This is a genomic window from Flectobacillus major DSM 103, from assembly GCF_000427405.1.
Classification (GTDB): Bacteria; Bacteroidota; Bacteroidia; order Cytophagales; family Spirosomataceae; genus Flectobacillus; species Flectobacillus major.
Genome location: NZ_KE386491.1, coordinates 4,251,264 through 4,269,574, shown reverse-complemented (window position 1 = coordinate 4,269,574; position 18,311 = coordinate 4,251,264). Strand labels below are relative to the sequence as shown.

Here is an 18,311-nt window from a genome sequence, read left to right as displayed (position 1 = left end):
TACAATGGATAATTCCTTTATAACAGGCAAATATAATTTTTTAAGTCTTCTGAAAAAAATCCTAAACATATTCAGTCTATTAATATGCCTCGGTTGGGGGCTTTTTAATACACATTTATCACAAGCTCAACGCTTAGTGAAAGGCAACCCTATTACAAATCTTATTAAAAAGGGACAAAAGACCAAACCACTTCCTACAGACTCTTTGCAAAAAAACGTATTAGACTCGGCCAATAATAAGCTTGCAAAAACTGTTCCTGATTCGCTCAAAAAGCAAGACCAACTCGAAACTACCGTACAATACACGGCACAGGACTCTACTGTAATGGATACCGAAAAGCAAATTGTGTATCTATATGGTGAGGCCAAGGTTACTTACGGTAATATTTCGCTACAGGCCGACTTTATTCGGCTCAACTGGGACAAAAACGAAGTATTTGCCAAAGGAACACTTGATTCGGCTACCAAAAAAGCTAAGGGCAAGCCTGTTTTCAAACAAGGAAGCGACGAATATAACGCCGAAGAAATCAAATATAACTTCAAATCAAAAAAGGCGTTAATTCAAGGAATTGTAACCCAACAGGGCGAAGGATATGTACAAGGAAAAAAGGTAAAGAAGGATGATGAAGATAACCTTTATATCCGTAATGCCATTTATACGACTTGTAATTTGGCCGAGCCACACTTTCATATTAGTGCCTCTCGTATCAAGATTGTTGGCAAGAAAGAAATTGTGTCGGGGCCATTTCATATCGAGCTCAACAATATTCCTTTGCCGATTGGTTTACCATTTGGGTTTTTCCCATACAAACCTCCTCAAGAATCGGGTACATCGGGGATTATTATGCCTACCTATGGCGATGAGCCCCTTGGTAGGGGATTTTATTTACGTGATGGTGGGTATTATTTTGCATTAAGCCCCAATATTGGGTTACGTCTTACTGGCGAAATATATACCAAAGGCAGCTGGGGCTTGGGTGCCAACTCGCAATACGTAAAACGCTATCGTTATAGTGGCAACTTCAATCTTCAGTTTAGAAAAGGTATTAGTGGCGACGAAGTAGCTCCACAAACCCGAAACGACTTCTCGTTGCAGTGGTCGCACTCGCCCCAAAGCAGAGGTACATCTAGTTTCTCGGCATCGGTCAATATTGCCAGCAATAGCTATAACCAATACAATAGCTTCAATACCTCTAACTATATTTCAAACGCCATTAACTCGTCGGTACAGTATTCCAAAAACTTTGGACAGTCGATTCGGACAGGAACAAGCTTGAATGTATCGCAAAACACTACTACCAAGGAAGTAAATGCCACTATTAACTATAACTTTGGACTAAACCAAATTCAGCCATTTAAGAAGAAAAAGGCCGTTACAGAGCGATTTATCGACCAATTTCGCTTTGGTTTTGATTTCAATGGCTCGGTAGGTATTACCAACAAGGTGGCCTTAGATAACCGCTCGTACAATAGTTTGCCTTACAACGTTTACAGACAAAGAGATACCCTCGACACTGATATTAACAAGCCATTGGTGGCTACATTGAGCCAAACTACTAATTTGGCCAGAGATGGGGTTGTTCCTTTCAACTTATCTACTTTGCCCGATTTGATTAAGAATGCTCCAATGAAAATGCAGTATTCGATTCCTATTTCGTTGCCCAACATTAAGTTAGGAAAGTACATCAATTTAACACCAGGGTTTAGTCTTTCTGGAAATGCATATCGTCAGAAATTTAATTATGTTTTTGAGAAAGATAATATCTATGCTACTTCCGATTCGCTAAGAAAACTCGGTGCTGTAAGAATTGATACGCTCAATGGCCTATTCTACGATTATCAGTATGCCTTTACCATGAGTATGAACACTCGTTTGTATGGTACTTTAAGGTTCAAAAAAGGACGTTTACAGGGTATCCGACATATTATGACTCCTGCTATTAGCGTTAGTTATACCCCTGATTTTACAGACCCTAGCTACGGTTTCTATCAAGACGTCCAAATCAACAATACTGGAGACAAAATTCGTGTTTCTAGCTTTAACCCTACTTCTACTAACATTGGTAGCAAAGCTGGGGGGATTAGTTTTAGTTTGAATAATACTATTGAGGCCAAGGTAAAATCAAAATCGGATACGGCTCAGAAAGAATCTGAGAAAATTACTATTATCGATAACCTTTCGCTTTCTACCAACTACAACTTCTTTGCTACGGCTTACAAACTAGCTCCTGTAAGTTTTGGAGCTACGTCGAGGGTCAAGAAGTTCGATATTAACATTGGTGGTACACTCGACCCGTATTTATATACCCCAAATGCAAGTTATGGTTTGGTTGGCAAACAAGAAGATAAATACCTGTTTAGTACAGGCGATGGCTTGGCCAATTTATCGGCATTTAACCTATCGGTTAGTAAAAGCTTTAAGCCAGGCGGTAATAAGCCCAAAACCAGTAATAATGCTACCGAAGGGCAACTCAGACAAATCAACAACAATATCGATTCTTATGTAGATTGGAGTGTACCTTGGGACTTCCAGTTTAGTTACCAATACAACTACAGCAAAAGAGGCTTAGCTCCTGCTACTATGGTAAGTGCTGTAACATTTTCGGGAAGTGTCAAATTGACCGAAAAATGGGATTTCAAACTACAGTCGGGTTATGATTTTATCAACAAAGGCGTGTCTTTGACCAATATAAGTATTCACCGCGATTTGCACTGTTGGGAAATGCAGTTTAACTGGACACCTGCCGCCAGCCCATTGTACGGTCGAGCCAGTAGCTATTCGTTCGACCTAAGAGTAAAATCATCTTTACTTCAAGAACTCAAGTTATCTCGTCGCCGCTCATTTTATGACCGTGGAGGTTTCTAATACATGTCATAAAAAAGGCTTGCTGAGAACGGCAAGCCTTTTTTATGACATGTATTGTGATTACCTATGCTGGCTATTTATTCTTTTTTAGTTTATCCTTAAAAGCCTTGGTAAACTTATCCAGTTTAGGTTTAATCACCACTTGGCAATAAGGCTCGTATCCATTCTGATTAAAATAATCTTGGTGATAATCTTCGGCAGGATAAAAGTTAGTAAAAGCTGATATTTCGGTAACAATAGGATTGGGAAATACGTGTTCGGCATTCAATTTTGCTTTCCATTCTTGAGCCAAACGCTTTTGTTCGTCGTTGTGATAAAATACCGCCGAACGGTATTGCGTACCGACATCTGCCCCCTGACGGTTTAGGGTTGTTGGGTCGTGGGTTTTCCAGAACACTTCTAGTAATTCTTCAAAAGAAATTTTGGTAGGGTCATACGTTACTTGACAAACTTCGGCATGGCCAGTTGTTCCATTACACACCTCACGATAAGTTGGGTTTTTGACGCTTCCACCCGAATACCCCGACTCCACCTTCACTACTCCTTCCAAACGCTGGAATACTGCTTCTACGCACCAAAAGCAGCCTGCCCCCAAAGTTACCACTTCGGTATGTGCATTAGTAGCTTTACTTTGATTGTCTTTTTCTTTGTCTTGCATCTTATTATTTTTCTGATTTTCAGCCTTTTGAGCACATGAAACATTCACAATCATTGTAAATATTCCAAGAATAAACAAACTAATTTTTCTTTTCATAATTGATAACATTTAAAACTTGATGTAAGTTTGTAATCTTTTTCGTATTCGTGTGTCGTGTACAAGACATTTCAAAATGATAGACTCGATAATCTTCTAGTAATTTATGTATAACAATTTATTAACAAGACCTTCGGAAACAAAACCGCAAAAAGTTCAAGAAAATTATTCTCAAACCCTAAAAAATAGTTGGAAAAGAGAATGGCAATCGAATGATTTTCGTATTAAATTTCTTTTAGTTGTAAGTATCTTTATCATAGGGTCGTCTCAGTTAGCAAGCTACCTCAACAATATTCAAAAACGGCCAGGGGTAGTTTTGAACGATATTGTATTGAATGTACTACCTCCTGTAGATGCCTCTATTCCTATATTTACGCTTTTGTACGGTATGCTTATCTATATGATAATAAAAACCATCAAAGACGCTCCTTTGTTCCTATTACTTTTTACAACCTTTGTAATAGAAACCATCTTTAGGATGACCACCATTGCCCTTGTACCCCTAGATGCCCCCGTTGGCCTTATTAACCTAACCGACCCCCTTACCCAAGCAGTGGTATATGTTAGTAATCAGCCAATAACCAAAGACCTGTTTTTTTCTGGGCATACAGCCACCTTAGTAATGGTATGGATTTTTCTTCAAGATAAAAGAGATAAAATTTTGGGTGGTATTACCTGTATCTTACTGGCATTTTTGTTACTTTTACAGCACGTACATTATACTGCTGATGTACTTGCTGCATTCGCCTTTACAGTCTCAGCGTACCAACTCGCCAAAATTCTGGTACAACTAAAATGGCCTTTTACGGTACTTATTTTGCTTGGATTTTTGGCTCTATTGCTTTCTATATGTACTTATGCGGCAACATTTGCCCATTGATACAAGATACGAACGAACTTCTTATATAGATTTGGCGTTTAAAAAATTACTAAAGTCCAATAATCCGATATTATTGCCTTACATACAATAGAGCATATCTTTATTGCATTATATATTTTATATTTGCTCTGTATATTGAGTTATTCCTAGATTTAGTTAACTCATAATAAGACATTTCTCTAAATCAATATAATTTTTTTTAGTGTTTATAATAAAAAACTTACAAAACGTTTAAGATTTAATTACATTCATTTAATTTGCAGTGTTTTAACAAATTAATTTTTGTGAAAATCACAAATTAAGAAATTGCGTTTGTAGTTCTGCCCAACGACATACGCTAACCATGAGAATCAAACGTTAAACTTTATTTTGTACAATTTTAGAAGATGGTAAAGTTTGAGTATAAGACCTTCACACTCGGTGAGAAGTTGACCGAAGAACAAAAGGAATATTTCCGTAATTATGGAGTAATTCAGTTCAAAAACTTCATTAATCAAGACTCCGTTCAATTGTTTATCGACGAATTGCAAAAGATAGAAAAGCAATGGTTGGAAGAAGGCGTTGAGAAGATTAATGGTATCCCGTTAAAGTTCGGTAAAAACGAACACGGCGAAAAAATGATTCAGCGTATGTGCTTTACCAACAAGTACAGTACATTGTTGGGCGAATTTTTGAAAGACCCTCGCTTACAATTATTGGTTGAGCTACTAGCTCCTTACGACGGTCGTATCAGCGAAAACGAAAAAGATGGCCTTGTGTTTAATCATTATGTAAACGCTCCTAATAGCAAGTTTACACAAATGGGATGGCATACAGATAGCCCAAGAGATTTGTTTTTGGGACAAAAAATTCTTCCAATGCTAAACGTTGGTATTCACTTAGACGATTGTCCTTTCCAAAATGGCGGTTTAAGAGTATTGCCTGGTACACAAAACCAAAGCGTATTGAAGTTGTTGTTTGGTAAAAAACAATTTATCGACCACACTGCCGACCCACGTGAAGTAGGTTTTGAAATCAACGCTGGCGACTTAACTGTACATGATGGCCGTTTGTGGCACCGTGTCGAGGTTTCGCCAAATGTAGGTGAAAAGTCTCGCCGTCGTGTTATGTATGTACCTATTATTACGGGCAAATATATGCCAAAAAGTGCCAACAGCAAAACGCCATTCTATCACCGTTTTGCCAAAGTGGTTCAGAAATAAGTATTCAAAGGCTTGGCCTTAATAAATAAATCAGGTCGTAGTTTTGGCATCAATAGCTAAAAATTACGACCTATTTTTATAAAAATCTTTTTATTGATTGCCTGTCAAAGCCACACTTTCCATGTATGATTGTAAAATAATCGTTGCCGAAACCTTATCTACATTCCCTTTTTGACTTCTATCTTTTTTGGATACTCCACTCATAAGCATTGCCTGCAAGGCCATCGCCGATGTAAACCTTTCATCGTGTAGGTGTACAGGTGTATCGGGAAACATTTTTTTGAGCTGCTTTACAAATCCTTTTACATGCGATGTATTGTTGGTATCTGTACCATCTAGCTGTACAGGCATACCCACCACAAAAGCCTCCACCTCCTCTTTTGCAGTATAGTTTTTTAGATATACCAATACATCTTTGGCATGTACCGTGTCCAAAGCCGATGCAATGATTTTTAGGGGGTCTGTTACGGCCAAGCCAACCCTTTTGGTACCATAATCTATTGCCAATATTCTTGCCATATTCTGTTAAATGCTCTCTCTGCGTTAGTTTTAACAAAGTTACGTTAAAATGGTTGGCTGGGTGGCAGTTTTTTGTAACTTTATATAGATTTGAATATGGTGTCTATATAAAATAAAGTTAATATGAAGGATAAGCAACCAATCAATAATCCATTAATAATCAAACTCCCTATTATCATTGCACTTTCCTTGGCTGGAGGAATGTTGATTGGTGCAAATTTTTTTGGTGGGCAGGCCAAAATGAGTAATATTTCAAAAGGGGTCAATAAATTTCGAGAAATCCTTTCTTTGGTAGAAACCAGCTACGTAGATTCTGTCAATACCGACACTTTGGTAGACTATTCTATCAAAAAAATGCTTGAAAAACTCGACCCTCATACCGCTTATTTTGCTACTGACGAAGCTACCGTAGCTCGCACACAACTAGAGTCGGGCTTTGATGGCATTGGTATTGAATATAACCTTTTCAACGATACGGTATATGTAGTAAATGCTACACCTAGCGGCCCTTCAGATATAGCGGGTATCAAAAGTGGCGACCGCCTTATTGCAGCCGATGGTACGTCGTTGGTGGGGCCAAAGGTCAATTCTACGATTATTTTCAATAAACTTCGTGGTAAAAGAGGCTCGGAGGTAAAAGTGGAAATTTTGCGTCATGGTGAAAAAAACCTGCGTACTTTCACTATTACCCGCGACCGTATTCCAACCTATTCGGTAAGTGCTGGCTATATGGTTGACCACCAAACGGGCTTTATCAAAATCGACCGTTTTACGGAATCTACTTATCAAGAATTCAGAAATACGCTGATTAGTCTTAAAAATCAAGGTGCAAAACGCTTGATGCTTGATTTACGAGGTAATCCTGGTGGATATAAAGACCGAGCTGAGAAAATTGTGGATGAACTCCTAGGTGGCGACAAAATGATTGTTTATACCGATGGAAAAGGGACTCAATACGATTCGCAAACAGTAACCAAATTCGATGGCCTCTTTGAAAAAGGAGCTGTAATGGTACTGATTGATGAAAATAGTGCTTCAGCTTCTGAAATTGTAGCAGGTGCTTTGCAAGACAACGACCGTGCTTTGATTATTGGCCGACGTTCTTTTGGCAAAGGTCTTGTACAGATGCCTGTAAGCTTATCGGATGGCTCTGAATTACGCCTAACTATATCTCGTTATTATACTCCAAGTGGTCGTAGTATTCAAAAGCCCTATTTGATGGGTCATGAAGAAGACTATGAAAAAGATTACGATATGAGAATCAAGAGTGGCGAGTTGTTTGTACAAGATAGTATCAAGTTCAATGAAAAACTGAAATATAGAACCATCGGGGGTAGGGTTGTTTATGGTGGTGGCGGTATTACGCCAGATGTGTTTGTTGCCAGAGATACTACTTATTTCACGAAGTATTTGTCGGAACTTTGGGGCAAAAATATCATTAGAGAATATGCGTTGAACTACTCAACCGAGCAACAGGAGATACTATCCAAAATGTCATTCAAAGATTTCAACAAACAATTTGTAGTAACCGACGAGATGATGCAAGCCGTAAAAGCATTGGCCAAACAAACCAAAGTGACTTATAATGAAAAAGAGTTTCAACGCTCGGCTCAATATATCAAACTCCAAATCAAAGCCTATATTGCTCGTAATATTTGGTCGAAGAAGGTAGCCAATAGCGGCCTCAACAACGAATACTATCAAGTAATGAGTTTGATAGATGAAACCTTTCAGAAAGCTATTCGTCAGTTTGACAAAGCCGAAAAGCTAGCCCGTGGCGAACTTGTTGAAACGATTTCACAATCGACTAAGCATTAACAATAGAGAGGTCGCAAAACCTAGATTTTGCGACCTCTCTGTTGTTAATTTTTTACAGCCTATGATGCAGCGATATAACCTTTATCTCTTAAGATTTTCTCCATCAATTTTTTATCGTTGTCACTTGTAAAAATATTAAATGGCAAGTAAATAAACTGATATTGACCTAAGTCCAAAATATAAGCATCTTTATCTTTTCTAGCTGTTTTTACCATATCCCATTTGATTACGCCTCCCTCTTGGTCGTTGAGTTTCATCAAAATTTGGCGGCTATCAATTTCATAACGATAGCGCTCAAATAGCTGTTTGTATTGCTCTAATTGTGTAACACCCGTAAACTGAATTGCCCAGAATGCCACATAACCAATTGCACCTACTAACGTTAAAATGTAAATCCAGTAGTTATGATATACTCCTGTTAAATTCAGCACCACATTCAAAGCAATAAGCCCTAGTGGAACAAATCCCCAATACCACTGGTTTTTTACCACTTGGCTCATATTTAGGGTGATAAATTTGTTTTTATCAAGAGCGTATTTTTTAGTTTTAATAGCCAGTGGATTTACTGGCATTTGCACCATTCGCTTCTGCTGACCTTGTGCATATCCTTTTGCCATGTCGTTTTTCTTTATGCGTTATAATTGTATTCTGATTTTCTTCGCAAACAGAGTGCAAATGTACAAAAAATAAGCGTAGCTAAGTTCTTTCACTTGCTACGCCGTTGATATTTTATTGGAAAATAATTTTTAACCCTCAATAAAAGGTTATTTTTCTTTTCTAAACTGGATACTTTCTACCAAAAACTTGTCCTGATTGCGTTTTAGTAAAATATATACCGAATAGTTACCTCTATTGGTTTTATAAACCCCTGTATAATACTGAGAAAGTGAATTAGCTCCTTGATGTACCAACTGAAAATCTTGAGGGGGCCATCTTTTAAAAAATGACTTCAAAATTAATTCGGCATGCGTTTGGGAAATCTCGCTAAAGTCAATTTGTTCGGTATCTATCAGTAAATCTACATTCTCATTAAACATCGATGCTAGCTCGCTAGCATGTCCCTGTTTGAGCGATGTAAGTAACTTGCCAACCAGTAAGCTCTGAGGGTCGTATTCAACCTTTTGAGCCCATAATATTAATGTAAGGAGTACTGAAAGTAGTAATTTCATGATGTGTGTTAAAATAACTTGATACAGTTATACGGATATTCTGCAACACAAATTGTGCCAGCCCTATCAACTATGATTTTTTTCAAAGAGATTTTACCATTTTGGTTAAAAAATCATCGTATTATCACTATTATTACCGCTTCAAAAAAAATTAAAACGAGAAAATATTCTTTGTGGCGGTTCAAAAAAAAAGTTTTAATATCTTCGCAGTATGGAAATGACCGATAATCAAATACTAAGCCAAACTCAAGTGCTACAAAAAATTCGTCGCATTGCGTTTGAAATTTTTGAAAACAATTTTGAGGAAACCGAAATTGTGATTGCTGGCATCAAAGGACAAGGATATACATTTGCCACCATGTTGGCAGAGGTATTGCGTGAAATTTCGCCTATCAATGCCAATGCCGTTTTAATTGATATGGACAAAGATGTGCCTCATAATACCCCCGTAAAGTTTGACTGTGACGAATCTTTTCTGGCAGAAAAAACTATTGTAGTGGTAGACGATGTGCTGAATACTGGGCGTACTTTTGCTTATAGCTTATCGCCATTTTTGCGTATCCATGTAAAAAGAATTCAGGTAGCTGTAATTGTGGATAGAGATTACCGTCGCTTTCCTATCTTGGCCGATTATATTGGCTATGCCTTATCCACTACCATTAATGAACACGTTGAGGTAATCTTAGACAACCCCGATAAAATGGGGGTATATTTAAGCTAAAAAAAGGGCAAAGATAGTCAGTATCTTTGCCCTTTTTTTAATTCCAAATTCCATTCACACTTGTGAGTATAATGGGTTTTCCTTCTGTAATAACAATTGTATGCTCGTGTTGTGCTACAAAACCTCCTTTGTTTCCAACTAAAGTCCAGCCGTCTTTTAGGGTATCGGCATGATTTGATTTAGTAGCTATAAACGTTTCGATAGCTACTACCGAATTTTTCTTAAAACGCTTTCGGTTATATTTGTCATAGCAATTCAGGATTTCGGTAGGTTCTTCGTGCAAACTTCGACCAACACCATGCCCAGCCAAATTTCTGATTACGCTATAACCCGACTTTCTAGCTTCGGTTTCGATGAGCTTTCCAATATCGGCAATTTTTACGCCGTCTTTTATTTGATAAATAGCTTTGTGTAATATTTTTTTCGATACCTCTATCAAAGCATTATGATGGTTGAGGTCTGTACCTATTACAAACGATCCCCCATTGTCTGACCAAAAACCATTTAATTCTGCCGAAACATCAATATTAATCAAATCGCCTTCCTGCAAAATTCTTGTTGCCGAAGGAATACCATGTGCTACCTCATTGTTGACACTAATACAAGTCCATCCAGGAAAACCATACGTTAGTTTTGGGGCAGAATTCGCTCCTAATTCTCTCAAAATTTGTCCGCCATAATCGTCCAATTGCTTGGTACTCATGCCAACTTTGGCATACTCGCGCATCTTTTTAAGTGTAAGCCCAACAGCCTCACTTACCGATTTCATTCCTAATAATTCCGCTTGCGTTGCAATAGACATATCAATATAGTTAAGCGTTATAAATTCTAAAAGCTATGATTTAAGAATAGCCCTCATTTAGGACACACTTTTGCTCTAAATGTTTAAAATGAGTGGGTTATGATACAGTATTATTTCGTTGTTGTTATTACATCTTTATAGCTCACCAGCCTGATACCTTTTTGAAGAATAGCTGCCTTAACTTTTTCACTGGTAAAAATTGTAGTAACATCTTGTCGACCTTGAGCTACATCTTCATAACCAATATGAGATATTGCCCTAAGTTCGTCGTTATCGAGGCCAGGATGCTCTAAGTATACATAGCTTTTGCCATCCTCTAGCTTGTCGAGCATCGTTATAAAAGCCTGTATTCTCTCTTCAGTTGTTTTATTATTAAAATCAAAACCCGTATAAGACACATTAAAATTTTGCATTGAACCAGCATCTACCAATACCAGATTATACTCTTTTGCTACTTTTTGAGCCATTTCTTTCACTTCTTTGGTAAAGGCAGTACTTCCCATGTGTCCCGAAATATGACTTAGTCTAGGAATATACTTCAATGCTGTTACAATTTGGGCTCTCAGTTCTTTTTCAATATCCTCTACTTTCCAATCATTATCCAGAATAGCTTGTTTAGGATAATTATCGTTATGGAAAAGCATTGGATAAAAATATCCATCAGCATTTTTTAAACTTGGGCAGTCGGTTAAAGGTCGCCATTTAATATTATCCCATTCGCTAGTAATAGCAAAATGTAGCCCAACATCTACACCCTTGTGCTGTTCTAATAGCTTTACTGCTTCAGGAAACCACGGCGAAGGCACAATCACTTCAATCGACGTTTCGATGCCTTCAGTATATGATTTTATTAAAGCCTCGTTGCCCGAATGCGAATAGCCCATATCATCGCCTCGGATAATCAAAAGAGGGGGATTTGCTCTATTGGCTACCAAAGTACCTTTGATTAGGGTTCTTTTTTGGTCTTTATTAAAAACATTTTGGAAATCTAATGTTATATGTTCACCCTCAAAATGGCACACAATGGTCTCGGTATGCGGGCTTTCGATATACCGAAGCGTTAATTGTAACGTATTGTTGTCTTGCCAAGTATAGCTACCAGCCACCTTAAAAATAGGTAACCCTTTGCGGTTAGCTTTTGCCCCTGCTACCAAATAAGGCCCAAATTTGGTAGTTTCAGCCAGCTCCCATTTATCTAAACCAAAAGAAAGCTGATGTGCTACCGAATCGGTTTTTAGACTCAACATACATTTATTATCTTGAAAAGTAAATTTGGCACTTTCTAGTCCTTTGGTAGAAGTAATCCCAAAAGTTTTGCCTGAGATAGTAGATTCTAAGCTCGACGACGAATTCTTATGTGGAATTGCGAGGGCTAGCGATGCCTCCAAAGCCTTCAATTGTGCTATTCCTTGAGGGTTGTTAGGCTGCTTTTGCGGTTTCAGAGCAGGTAAAATATATTTCCATACCAAATTTAGCTCATCTTGCATATCAGGAGCTTCGGCCGTAATAACCACGACAGCGTCTTGCTCGGGCAATACTACGATAAACTGCCCATTGGCACCGTCTGCCCTAAAACCATTATTACGACAACGCCACATCTGGTAACAATAACCTTGTAGCCAATCACTGGCATCTTTTTTCTCTTGCGAGGCATCGGGGTCTTGCATAATTTTCATAGAGGTAGCTTCAGCTACCCATGCTGCTGGCAAAATTTGTTTGCCTTTCCAAACCCCTTTTTGAAGAAACAACTGTCCAAACTTAGCCATATCTTCGGTTTTTAGGCGTAGCCCCCAACCTCCAACATTAATACCTTTAGGGTCGGTTTCCCAGTCGATACCCGTTATGCCCAAAGGTTGAAATAACCTTGGCTGAAGGTATTCTATCACCCTTTGACCCGTTACTTTTTGTACAATAGCCGACAACATATAAGTAGCAGCCGAATTGTACAAAAACTTACTCCCTGGCTGATTTACAATCGGTGTATTCAAAAAAGCCTTCACCCAATTTTCATTTTTACTTGCTATTTCAAACGTAGGGTCTGTTTTATGGCCAACACTCATACTAAGTAAATCTTTGATACGAAGTTCGGCCAAATATGGACTAACGACCTTAGGGGTTTCGTCAGGAAAAAAAGTAATAACCTTATCATTGACACTTAGTTTTTTTTCGGTTACAGCAAAACCAATAGCTGTAGCTGTAAAACTCTTACTTACCGAATACATCGTATGCTTCAAATCACTCCCATAGGGCTTCCACCACGACTCGGCTACGACCTTACCATGTCGTAATAGCATAAAGCTATGAAACTCATGTTTGCTTTTGGAGGCAGCCTCCAAAAAATCAATAACCCCTTGCGAAGAAACCCCTTCCGTTTCGGGTGTACTTCGAGGGAGCGAAACAGGCTTTTGGGCAAATAATTGAATACTTGTGAATAGGAGAATAAATACCTTTCTCATTGTCAAAGATTTATAAGGTTTGATGCTCATTATATTTATGACAAAAATAAGATATTATTAAACAAAATCTTTAGTTATTGGAATATTCGGTAAGGAGAAAATGGTATCAGTAGTTCTTGAAAACCATTTATTTGTTCGGTGGCACTATATTTTGTTTTTAACAAAAAGTTTTAGTTAATGTAATCTCTATTTGAATATCTTCTCTATTATCATTGCTAGAATACATAAACCTCAGCCCAATGAAGAATAGTTTTTACGGTAGCTTCGCCAGTGTATCCTATGCCCCTAAAAACAAATCCCCAGACAATCTAATTTGTCTGGGGATATTATCCAAAATTTGTAGCCTCGGAAGGGCTACCACCTCGTTAATTTATACATTTCCAAAATTACTTATAAATAAATATAATACACTGATATTTAATAAGTTAAATAGTATTTACTTAGCAGTCTAGTTAAGTGTAATTAACTTAAATACTGTATTGACAAAGATAAATGCGTTACAAAATGCGTAACATAATAAAGTAAGTGCTATATTTGCTAAGTACTTCAAATATACTTTTAGCAAATGGCTAACGCATTTTACAGATTAAGAACAACCTCCGCAAAAACGCCACAATTAATTTATGTTGGTTGTAGATTTGGCAAAGACCAATTGATAATGTCAACGGGGGTGAAGGTTTTGCCAAAACATTGGGATTTTGAGAAAACCAAGGTTAAAAATGTTACGACTGTTATCAATAAAGATGAAATAAACGTATTCCTCCACGACTTGAAAGTATTTATTAATTCTACAATTGAGAAATATAAATTAATGCGTGAACCACTAACAAAGCAGTCTTTGAAAGAGGAAATAGAAGATTATTTAAACCCAAAGCCAGCGGAGGTGTCGGAAACGCTTTTTAATTACATTGAAAAGTTTATTTTAGAAGCAGAAAACGGGAAAAGGCTAGTAGATAATGTAAAAAGATATAATCAAGGTACAATTAAGCGATTTAGAACAACTCAAACTTTATTGATTGATTTTTCTGTAGTTTATAGTAAGCCCGTCGATTTTGATACCATTGATTTAGAGTTTTATAAAGAGTATAGTTTGTACATGGTGAATGTAAAGGACTATAAAACCGATACGATAGCAAAGCACGTTAGAACGCTTAAAACTTTTCTTCGTGAAGCTACAGAGGAGGGTATAAATACAAATCTTGACTATCAGAAAAAAGCCTTTAAAGTAGTTTTGAAAAGTAATGAAGAATCTACAAGTATAGCACTAAATGAAAGTGAGTTACTGGAAATGTGCAACCTTGATTTATCAGAGACTCCAAAGCTGGAAAGAGTGAGAGACCTTTTTATTATTGGTGCTAATACTGGTTTAAGATTCTCAGATTTTACTAGCATTAAACCCGAAAATATCAGAAAAGACTACGACGGAGAATTTATCGAAATCATTCAATACAAGACAAAAAGGAAAGTGATTGTACCAATCAATCAAACCGTTAAAACAATCCTCTACAAGTATAATAATGAGTTACCGAAAGCAATAAGCAATCAAAAGTTTAATGACTATATCAAAGAGGTTGCAAAGCTTTGCCAGTCCCTTCATTCGTTAGAATTTCTTTCTTATGTCAAAGGTGGTAAAGATGTGAAAGAATCCGTTGAGCGTTGGAAGATGGTTTCAAGCCATACGGCTAGAAGGTCGTTTGCGTCTAATGCCTATGAAAGAGGAACGCCCGTAAACGCTATAATGGCTATTACAGACCATAAAACGGAAAAGTCATTCTTGCTTTACATCAAAACATCAAAGAGAAAACAAGCTGAAATTTTTAGGGGTTATCAAAAGTAAAATTAGAAAAATTAAAGACTTTTTAATTTCAATACTATGGAATCAGAATATATAGATTTAGATAAATACGCCAATATGCTTTTTGAGGTTGGAAAGCTAAAAGAGCTTATAGATGTAATTGACGCACGCAAGAACAGGTTTATATTACTTTCTTATGATGTTCATAGCTTGAAAATTAGACATGGTGAGAATAAGATTTGGCATGAAAGAGAGCTAAAGTTTGAGGCTAAGATTAATGAACTAAAAGTACAAATAGAAGAGCTAAAGTATAAGTTAGAAGAATTATGTGGAAATAGTGATTTGAGGTTTTGCTTTGTTCCTACATTATCAGATATTCAATTTATAAAGTATTTGAGGCAAACAGGTTTTGAGTATGATAAAAAGAGATTTTTAAGAAGATTAGAATTTTCAAAGAAAGATAAAAAGTTATTGATAGAAGAATGTATAAAAGAAGCATACCAGAAAATAGAAGAAAATGGTAGGGCTGAATTATATAAATATGGGGACTTAATACCCGTAATTGATAATGAGAAAAATGATACTTTAAGTGTTAATATTGGTATTGATTTAGGGCTTTACGATTTTGTTAAATACTTAGAAAATCATACAGATGGTTCTTATTTAGAAGATGAAAAAAAAGAGATTGATACTATTTTAGAGAATGATGATAAAAATAATTCAATTGGTAGTACTGTTATGCTTTTAAGGAATCTAGGATTTTTTGATTTAGATTTTGTTAAAGGCTTGCCTTCTGATAGAAGTAGAGGAGCTTTAGTTAATAGGATAATGGGGATTGGTTCAGATAATACAAGAAAGTATATTTCAAACTTGATTAGTTCTCAAAAGAGTGAGGGTAAAGCTATGAATCCTTATATTCATGAAAAAACAGTTAAAGAGTATCTAAAATCAATTAATTAAGAAATATTGGGTTACATGATTGGGTTATACCCCATAATGTTATAAAGAGTTAATTTAGTCAACTTTGAAGCATCAGGCAAAACATACGGCTTGATGCTTTTTTTATGCAAAACATTTCAGTTTTACAGGTTCAGCAGATAGACGCTGAAACATTAATCAATCAAATAGGATGTTTGATTGATAGCCGTTTTAAGTCCTTTAATCCTCCACAACAACCCACTGAGGAAGAAACATTTTTGACTATCGAACAGGTAGCAAAGCTTTTGCAGGTTAGTAAAGTAACCGTCCATGCTTGGTGTAATAAAGAAATATTAAAACCTAAGCGTATAGGGAACAAAGTGCGTTTTCTTAAATCTGAGGTAATGGGTTCTCTTAAAGAAATCAAGGCAAGAAAGGAGGTTAATAATGGCTAAGAAGAAAGTAAATAAGCTTGAAATGTCCCCCGATTTAGATGATTCATCTAAAGAGAAGTATCTTAACTATCTATGTCAACAAAAAGACCTTTTCACGACAATAATCGACGAAATTACAGTTTTACGATTTAGTTGTAAAAAGGCTTTGAATGTGACTTTTAGAAAAGATTTAAGCGTTATTGAGGGGCGTTTTCATGATATGAAGTTTGCAAAACTCCCTTATGTATTTTCAAACAAATATTGGTGCATTCTTAGATACATTGGTGAATGTATAAGATTGACACAAGTACTTTTTATTGATTGTGAGATTTTGTGTAGTGGGCATAAAATTGATGCTTTGGACAAAATACAAGAAAGCTTGGAAAATGCTTTAGAGTATGTTATTTATTTGATAGAAATCATAGAAAAGCCAAAAGAGCTACACCACGCCCCAATTGAGTAATAAAAATTAATCCGCTTACTTTTTTCGTATTCCCTTTATTTATGTTCGATTTTATAAATATCGAAGTTAGAAATCTATTGCCTAAAGTATGGCTTTCAAACCCTATTTTACAGGGTTCGGGCTTTCCTTTGGAAGTAATAGAAGGAACAGGCGAAGTATTGGTAAAGAAACGTATTGCAGAGTATCAGGGCTTGACATTCAAGCTTTTGCCCTCCACTAAATCAGGAGGTTATACAATGCTATTGAGTGGCTCAATTCATAAGTATAGGAACGAAGGTAAGCACAACCATGATAGGTTTACTTTTAATGATTGCGTCAGGGTAATTGATGAACTGTTTATGATTTTTGGGATTGATTCCACGAAAGCAGTTTTACACTCTTTGGAGTTCGGTGTTAATATCAAATTGCCCTATCCTCCTCAAAAGCTTATTCAATCGGTTGTGGTGCATCGTAATACTCCTTATGAAGCAATCAATAAGAACAGGCGTAACGGTGTTGTGTGCGTCAGGGATGGGTATGAGGTTAAAGTGTATGATAAGGGTTTTGTGTGTGGATTAGATAGTAATATGGTGCGTCTTGAATATCATGTATCAAAAATGAGAGAGTTAGAGGAATACGGTATTAGGACGCTATCAGACCTTACAGATAAAGACAAAGTAAGTCCTTTGCTTGATTTGCTCATGGATGCTTTAGACGATACTGTATTTGTGCCTCCTGATACTGATACAAGTGTATTAACTGAAAGGCAGATTACAAACTTCCATGCAATGGGAAAGCCCTATGTGTGGCAACAATTCGGGAAACAACAACGGTATAAGGCTAAATTTTCTTTGGCTAGAATATTGGAAAAGTGCAACGCTTTTGATTATCAGGATGATTTTAAAAATAGGCTTAAATCTGAATGGGAAACGCTTTTGAGAGAGCCAGAAAAAACAGAATATTTAAAGCCAATTATTGAGGGAAAGAAGCACTTTGAAAAAAACAAAAAGGTGACTTTTACACCACTTGAATATAGGGTGCAAACGTCACCAAAAGACTTTTTAGAGAATAAAGAGAGTAAGAGAGAAAAAAGCCTAAAAAAAGACGGTTTTCAGGATATTGAAAGATGTTGTTTTAGTTGTGGAAAGCCTATTAATCAAAATAGAAAAGGTAGTGTGTTCTGCTCGGTAAAATACAATTCCTTAGCAAAGCAATGCAGAAACAAAGACAGTAACAAAAGACGAACTTTAAAAGCCCAAATAATGAGAGCCAAAGTAAATAATCAATTCTTGCGGGTCACTTACAAAAATTTAGATGACCCGACGCAACCAACATTTTCGGATATTCTGCATAGTTCAGAAATTGCCGTGCATCGTGGATTGTTGAATACTATTGTTAGCGTTGAAATATTGCCAGACGCACCCGAACAAGCACTATACCAAGACGTAAACCATGAACACCACGGGGAACTACTGACGGGGAAAGAAGCTATTGAAGTGCTGGAAGAGTTGACCGCTGGGAATATAAAATAATTT

Annotated in this window: 16 protein-coding genes; 10 read left to right on the top strand and 6 right to left on the bottom strand. The window is 36.7% G+C overall.

Features of this window, described 5'->3' with window-relative positions:
* Positions 1-4: 4 nt before the first annotated feature.
* Entirely contained in the window at positions 5-2,866 is a 2,862-nt protein-coding gene (locus FLEMA_RS0145890; RefSeq protein WP_144080144.1) for a putative LPS assembly protein LptD, read from the top strand.
* A 73-nt stretch (positions 2,867-2,939) separates the two neighbouring features.
* Here FLEMA_RS0145890 and msrA read toward each other — a convergent pair whose 3' ends face one another.
* A complete protein-coding gene (msrA, locus tag FLEMA_RS72815; protein WP_044173103.1) occupies positions 2,940-3,620 on the bottom strand; it encodes a peptide-methionine (S)-S-oxide reductase MsrA in 681 nt (226 codons plus the stop codon).
* A gap of 106 nt (positions 3,621-3,726) precedes the next feature.
* Between msrA and FLEMA_RS72810 the strand changes: the two genes are divergently transcribed.
* Together FLEMA_RS72810 and FLEMA_RS0145855 are read left to right on the top strand one after the other, a co-directional pair.
* Positions 3,727-4,500 carry a phosphatase PAP2-related protein gene (locus FLEMA_RS72810; protein ID WP_052354216.1) on the top strand — a complete coding sequence of 258 codons (774 nt, stop codon included), beginning with the start codon at positions 3,727-3,729 and terminating at the stop codon, positions 4,498-4,500.
* A 386-nt stretch (positions 4,501-4,886) separates the two neighbouring features.
* Positions 4,887-5,702, top strand: a complete 816-nt coding sequence (locus FLEMA_RS0145855) for a phytanoyl-CoA dioxygenase family protein (protein WP_026997947.1) — start codon at positions 4,887-4,889, stop codon at positions 5,700-5,702.
* A gap of 90 nt (positions 5,703-5,792) precedes the next feature.
* Here FLEMA_RS0145855 and ruvX read toward each other — a convergent pair whose 3' ends face one another.
* On the bottom strand, positions 5,793-6,221 hold the full coding sequence (gene ruvX, locus FLEMA_RS72805) for a Holliday junction resolvase RuvX (protein ID WP_044173101.1): 429 nt from the start codon (positions 6,219-6,221) through the stop codon (positions 5,793-5,795).
* 123 nt (positions 6,222-6,344) lie between these two features.
* Here ruvX and FLEMA_RS0145835 point away from each other — a divergent pair, with 123 nt between their 5' ends.
* A complete protein-coding gene (locus tag FLEMA_RS0145835) occupies positions 6,345-8,039 on the top strand; it encodes a S41 family peptidase (protein WP_026997946.1) in 1,695 nt (564 codons plus the stop codon).
* Between the two features lie 59 nt (positions 8,040-8,098).
* Here the strand turns inward: FLEMA_RS0145835 and FLEMA_RS72800 are convergent, their stop codons facing one another.
* Both FLEMA_RS72800 and FLEMA_RS72795 read right to left on the bottom strand, forming a co-directional pair.
* Positions 8,099-8,656 carry a YcxB family protein gene (locus FLEMA_RS72800; protein WP_229359505.1) on the bottom strand — a complete coding sequence of 186 codons (558 nt, stop codon included), beginning with the start codon at positions 8,654-8,656 and terminating at the stop codon, positions 8,099-8,101.
* A 147-nt stretch (positions 8,657-8,803) separates the two neighbouring features.
* The gene (locus tag FLEMA_RS72795) at positions 8,804-9,208 is read right to left on the bottom strand and encodes a DUF4783 domain-containing protein (RefSeq protein WP_052354215.1); all 405 of its coding nucleotides are present in this window, start codon (positions 9,206-9,208) and stop codon (positions 8,804-8,806) included.
* Between the two features lie 211 nt (positions 9,209-9,419).
* Between FLEMA_RS72795 and FLEMA_RS0145795 the strand changes: the two genes are divergently transcribed.
* Entirely contained in the window at positions 9,420-9,929 is a 510-nt protein-coding gene (locus FLEMA_RS0145795) for a phosphoribosyltransferase family protein (protein ID WP_044173099.1), read from the top strand.
* A 37-nt stretch (positions 9,930-9,966) separates the two neighbouring features.
* On the opposite strand, the gene map is transcribed toward FLEMA_RS0145795, so the two are convergent.
* Both map and FLEMA_RS77145 read right to left on the bottom strand, forming a co-directional pair.
* Positions 9,967-10,731 carry a type I methionyl aminopeptidase gene (gene map / locus FLEMA_RS72790; protein ID WP_044173097.1) on the bottom strand — a complete coding sequence of 255 codons (765 nt, stop codon included), beginning with the start codon at positions 10,729-10,731 and terminating at the stop codon, positions 9,967-9,969.
* Between the two features lie 110 nt (positions 10,732-10,841).
* Positions 10,842-13,187, bottom strand: a complete 2,346-nt coding sequence (locus FLEMA_RS77145) for a ChbG/HpnK family deacetylase (RefSeq protein ID WP_218918543.1) — start codon at positions 13,185-13,187, stop codon at positions 10,842-10,844.
* A 565-nt stretch (positions 13,188-13,752) separates the two neighbouring features.
* On the opposite strand from FLEMA_RS77145, the gene FLEMA_RS72780 reads away from it, so the two are divergent.
* From FLEMA_RS72780 to FLEMA_RS0145670, 5 genes are all read left to right on the top strand, one after another.
* On the top strand, positions 13,753-15,024 hold the full coding sequence (locus tag FLEMA_RS72780; RefSeq protein WP_052354213.1) for a site-specific integrase: 1,272 nt from the start codon (positions 13,753-13,755) through the stop codon (positions 15,022-15,024).
* A 36-nt stretch (positions 15,025-15,060) separates the two neighbouring features.
* Positions 15,061-15,942: a hypothetical protein gene (locus FLEMA_RS0145690; protein WP_044173095.1), complete on the top strand. Its 882-nt coding sequence runs from the start codon at positions 15,061-15,063 to the stop codon at positions 15,940-15,942.
* 104 nt (positions 15,943-16,046) lie between these two features.
* Positions 16,047-16,355, top strand: coding sequence for a helix-turn-helix domain-containing protein (locus FLEMA_RS72775; RefSeq protein WP_052354212.1), 309 nt, complete (start codon positions 16,047-16,049; stop codon positions 16,353-16,355).
* Entirely contained in the window at positions 16,348-16,797 is a 450-nt protein-coding gene (locus FLEMA_RS0145675; RefSeq protein ID WP_044173093.1) for a hypothetical protein, read from the top strand. The genes FLEMA_RS72775 and FLEMA_RS0145675 overlap by 8 nt, the downstream gene beginning before the upstream one ends.
* A gap of 41 nt (positions 16,798-16,838) precedes the next feature.
* Positions 16,839-18,308 (top strand): hypothetical protein, encoded by a 1,470-nt coding sequence (locus tag FLEMA_RS0145670; protein WP_026996934.1) that lies wholly within the window; start codon positions 16,839-16,841, stop codon positions 18,306-18,308.
* Positions 18,309-18,311 lie beyond the last annotated feature (3 nt).

What these genes read in the sequence shown, in the direction of transcription:
- FLEMA_RS0145890 (WP_144080144.1), top strand. Translation starts at nt 5, where the DNA reads ATGGATAATTCCTTTATAACAGGCAAATATAATTTTTTAAGTCTTCTG.
- msrA (WP_044173103.1), bottom strand. Translation starts at nt 3,620, where the DNA reads ATGAAAAGAAAAATTAGTTTGTTTATTCTTGGAATATTTACAATGATT.
- FLEMA_RS72810 (WP_052354216.1), top strand. Translation starts at nt 3,727, where the DNA reads ATGTATAACAATTTATTAACAAGACCTTCGGAAACAAAACCGCAAAAA.
- FLEMA_RS0145855 (WP_026997947.1), top strand. Translation starts at nt 4,887, where the DNA reads ATGGTAAAGTTTGAGTATAAGACCTTCACACTCGGTGAGAAGTTGACC.
- ruvX (WP_044173101.1), bottom strand. Translation starts at nt 6,221, where the DNA reads ATGGCAAGAATATTGGCAATAGATTATGGTACCAAAAGGGTTGGCTTG.
- FLEMA_RS0145835 (WP_026997946.1), top strand. Translation starts at nt 6,345, where the DNA reads ATGAAGGATAAGCAACCAATCAATAATCCATTAATAATCAAACTCCCT.
- FLEMA_RS72800 (WP_229359505.1), bottom strand. Translation starts at nt 8,656, where the DNA reads ATGGCAAAAGGATATGCACAAGGTCAGCAGAAGCGAATGGTGCAAATG.
- FLEMA_RS72795 (WP_052354215.1), bottom strand. Translation starts at nt 9,208, where the DNA reads ATGAAATTACTACTTTCAGTACTCCTTACATTAATATTATGGGCTCAA.
- FLEMA_RS0145795 (WP_044173099.1), top strand. Translation starts at nt 9,420, where the DNA reads ATGGAAATGACCGATAATCAAATACTAAGCCAAACTCAAGTGCTACAA.
- map (WP_044173097.1), bottom strand. Translation starts at nt 10,731, where the DNA reads ATGTCTATTGCAACGCAAGCGGAATTATTAGGAATGAAATCGGTAAGT.
- FLEMA_RS77145 (WP_218918543.1), bottom strand. Translation starts at nt 13,187, where the DNA reads ATGAGAAAGGTATTTATTCTCCTATTCACAAGTATTCAATTATTTGCC.
- FLEMA_RS72780 (WP_052354213.1), top strand. Translation starts at nt 13,753, where the DNA reads ATGGCTAACGCATTTTACAGATTAAGAACAACCTCCGCAAAAACGCCA.
- FLEMA_RS0145690 (WP_044173095.1), top strand. Translation starts at nt 15,061, where the DNA reads ATGGAATCAGAATATATAGATTTAGATAAATACGCCAATATGCTTTTT.
- FLEMA_RS72775 (WP_052354212.1), top strand. Translation starts at nt 16,047, where the DNA reads ATGCAAAACATTTCAGTTTTACAGGTTCAGCAGATAGACGCTGAAACA.
- FLEMA_RS0145675 (WP_044173093.1), top strand. Translation starts at nt 16,348, where the DNA reads ATGGCTAAGAAGAAAGTAAATAAGCTTGAAATGTCCCCCGATTTAGAT.
- FLEMA_RS0145670 (WP_026996934.1), top strand. Translation starts at nt 16,839, where the DNA reads ATGTTCGATTTTATAAATATCGAAGTTAGAAATCTATTGCCTAAAGTA.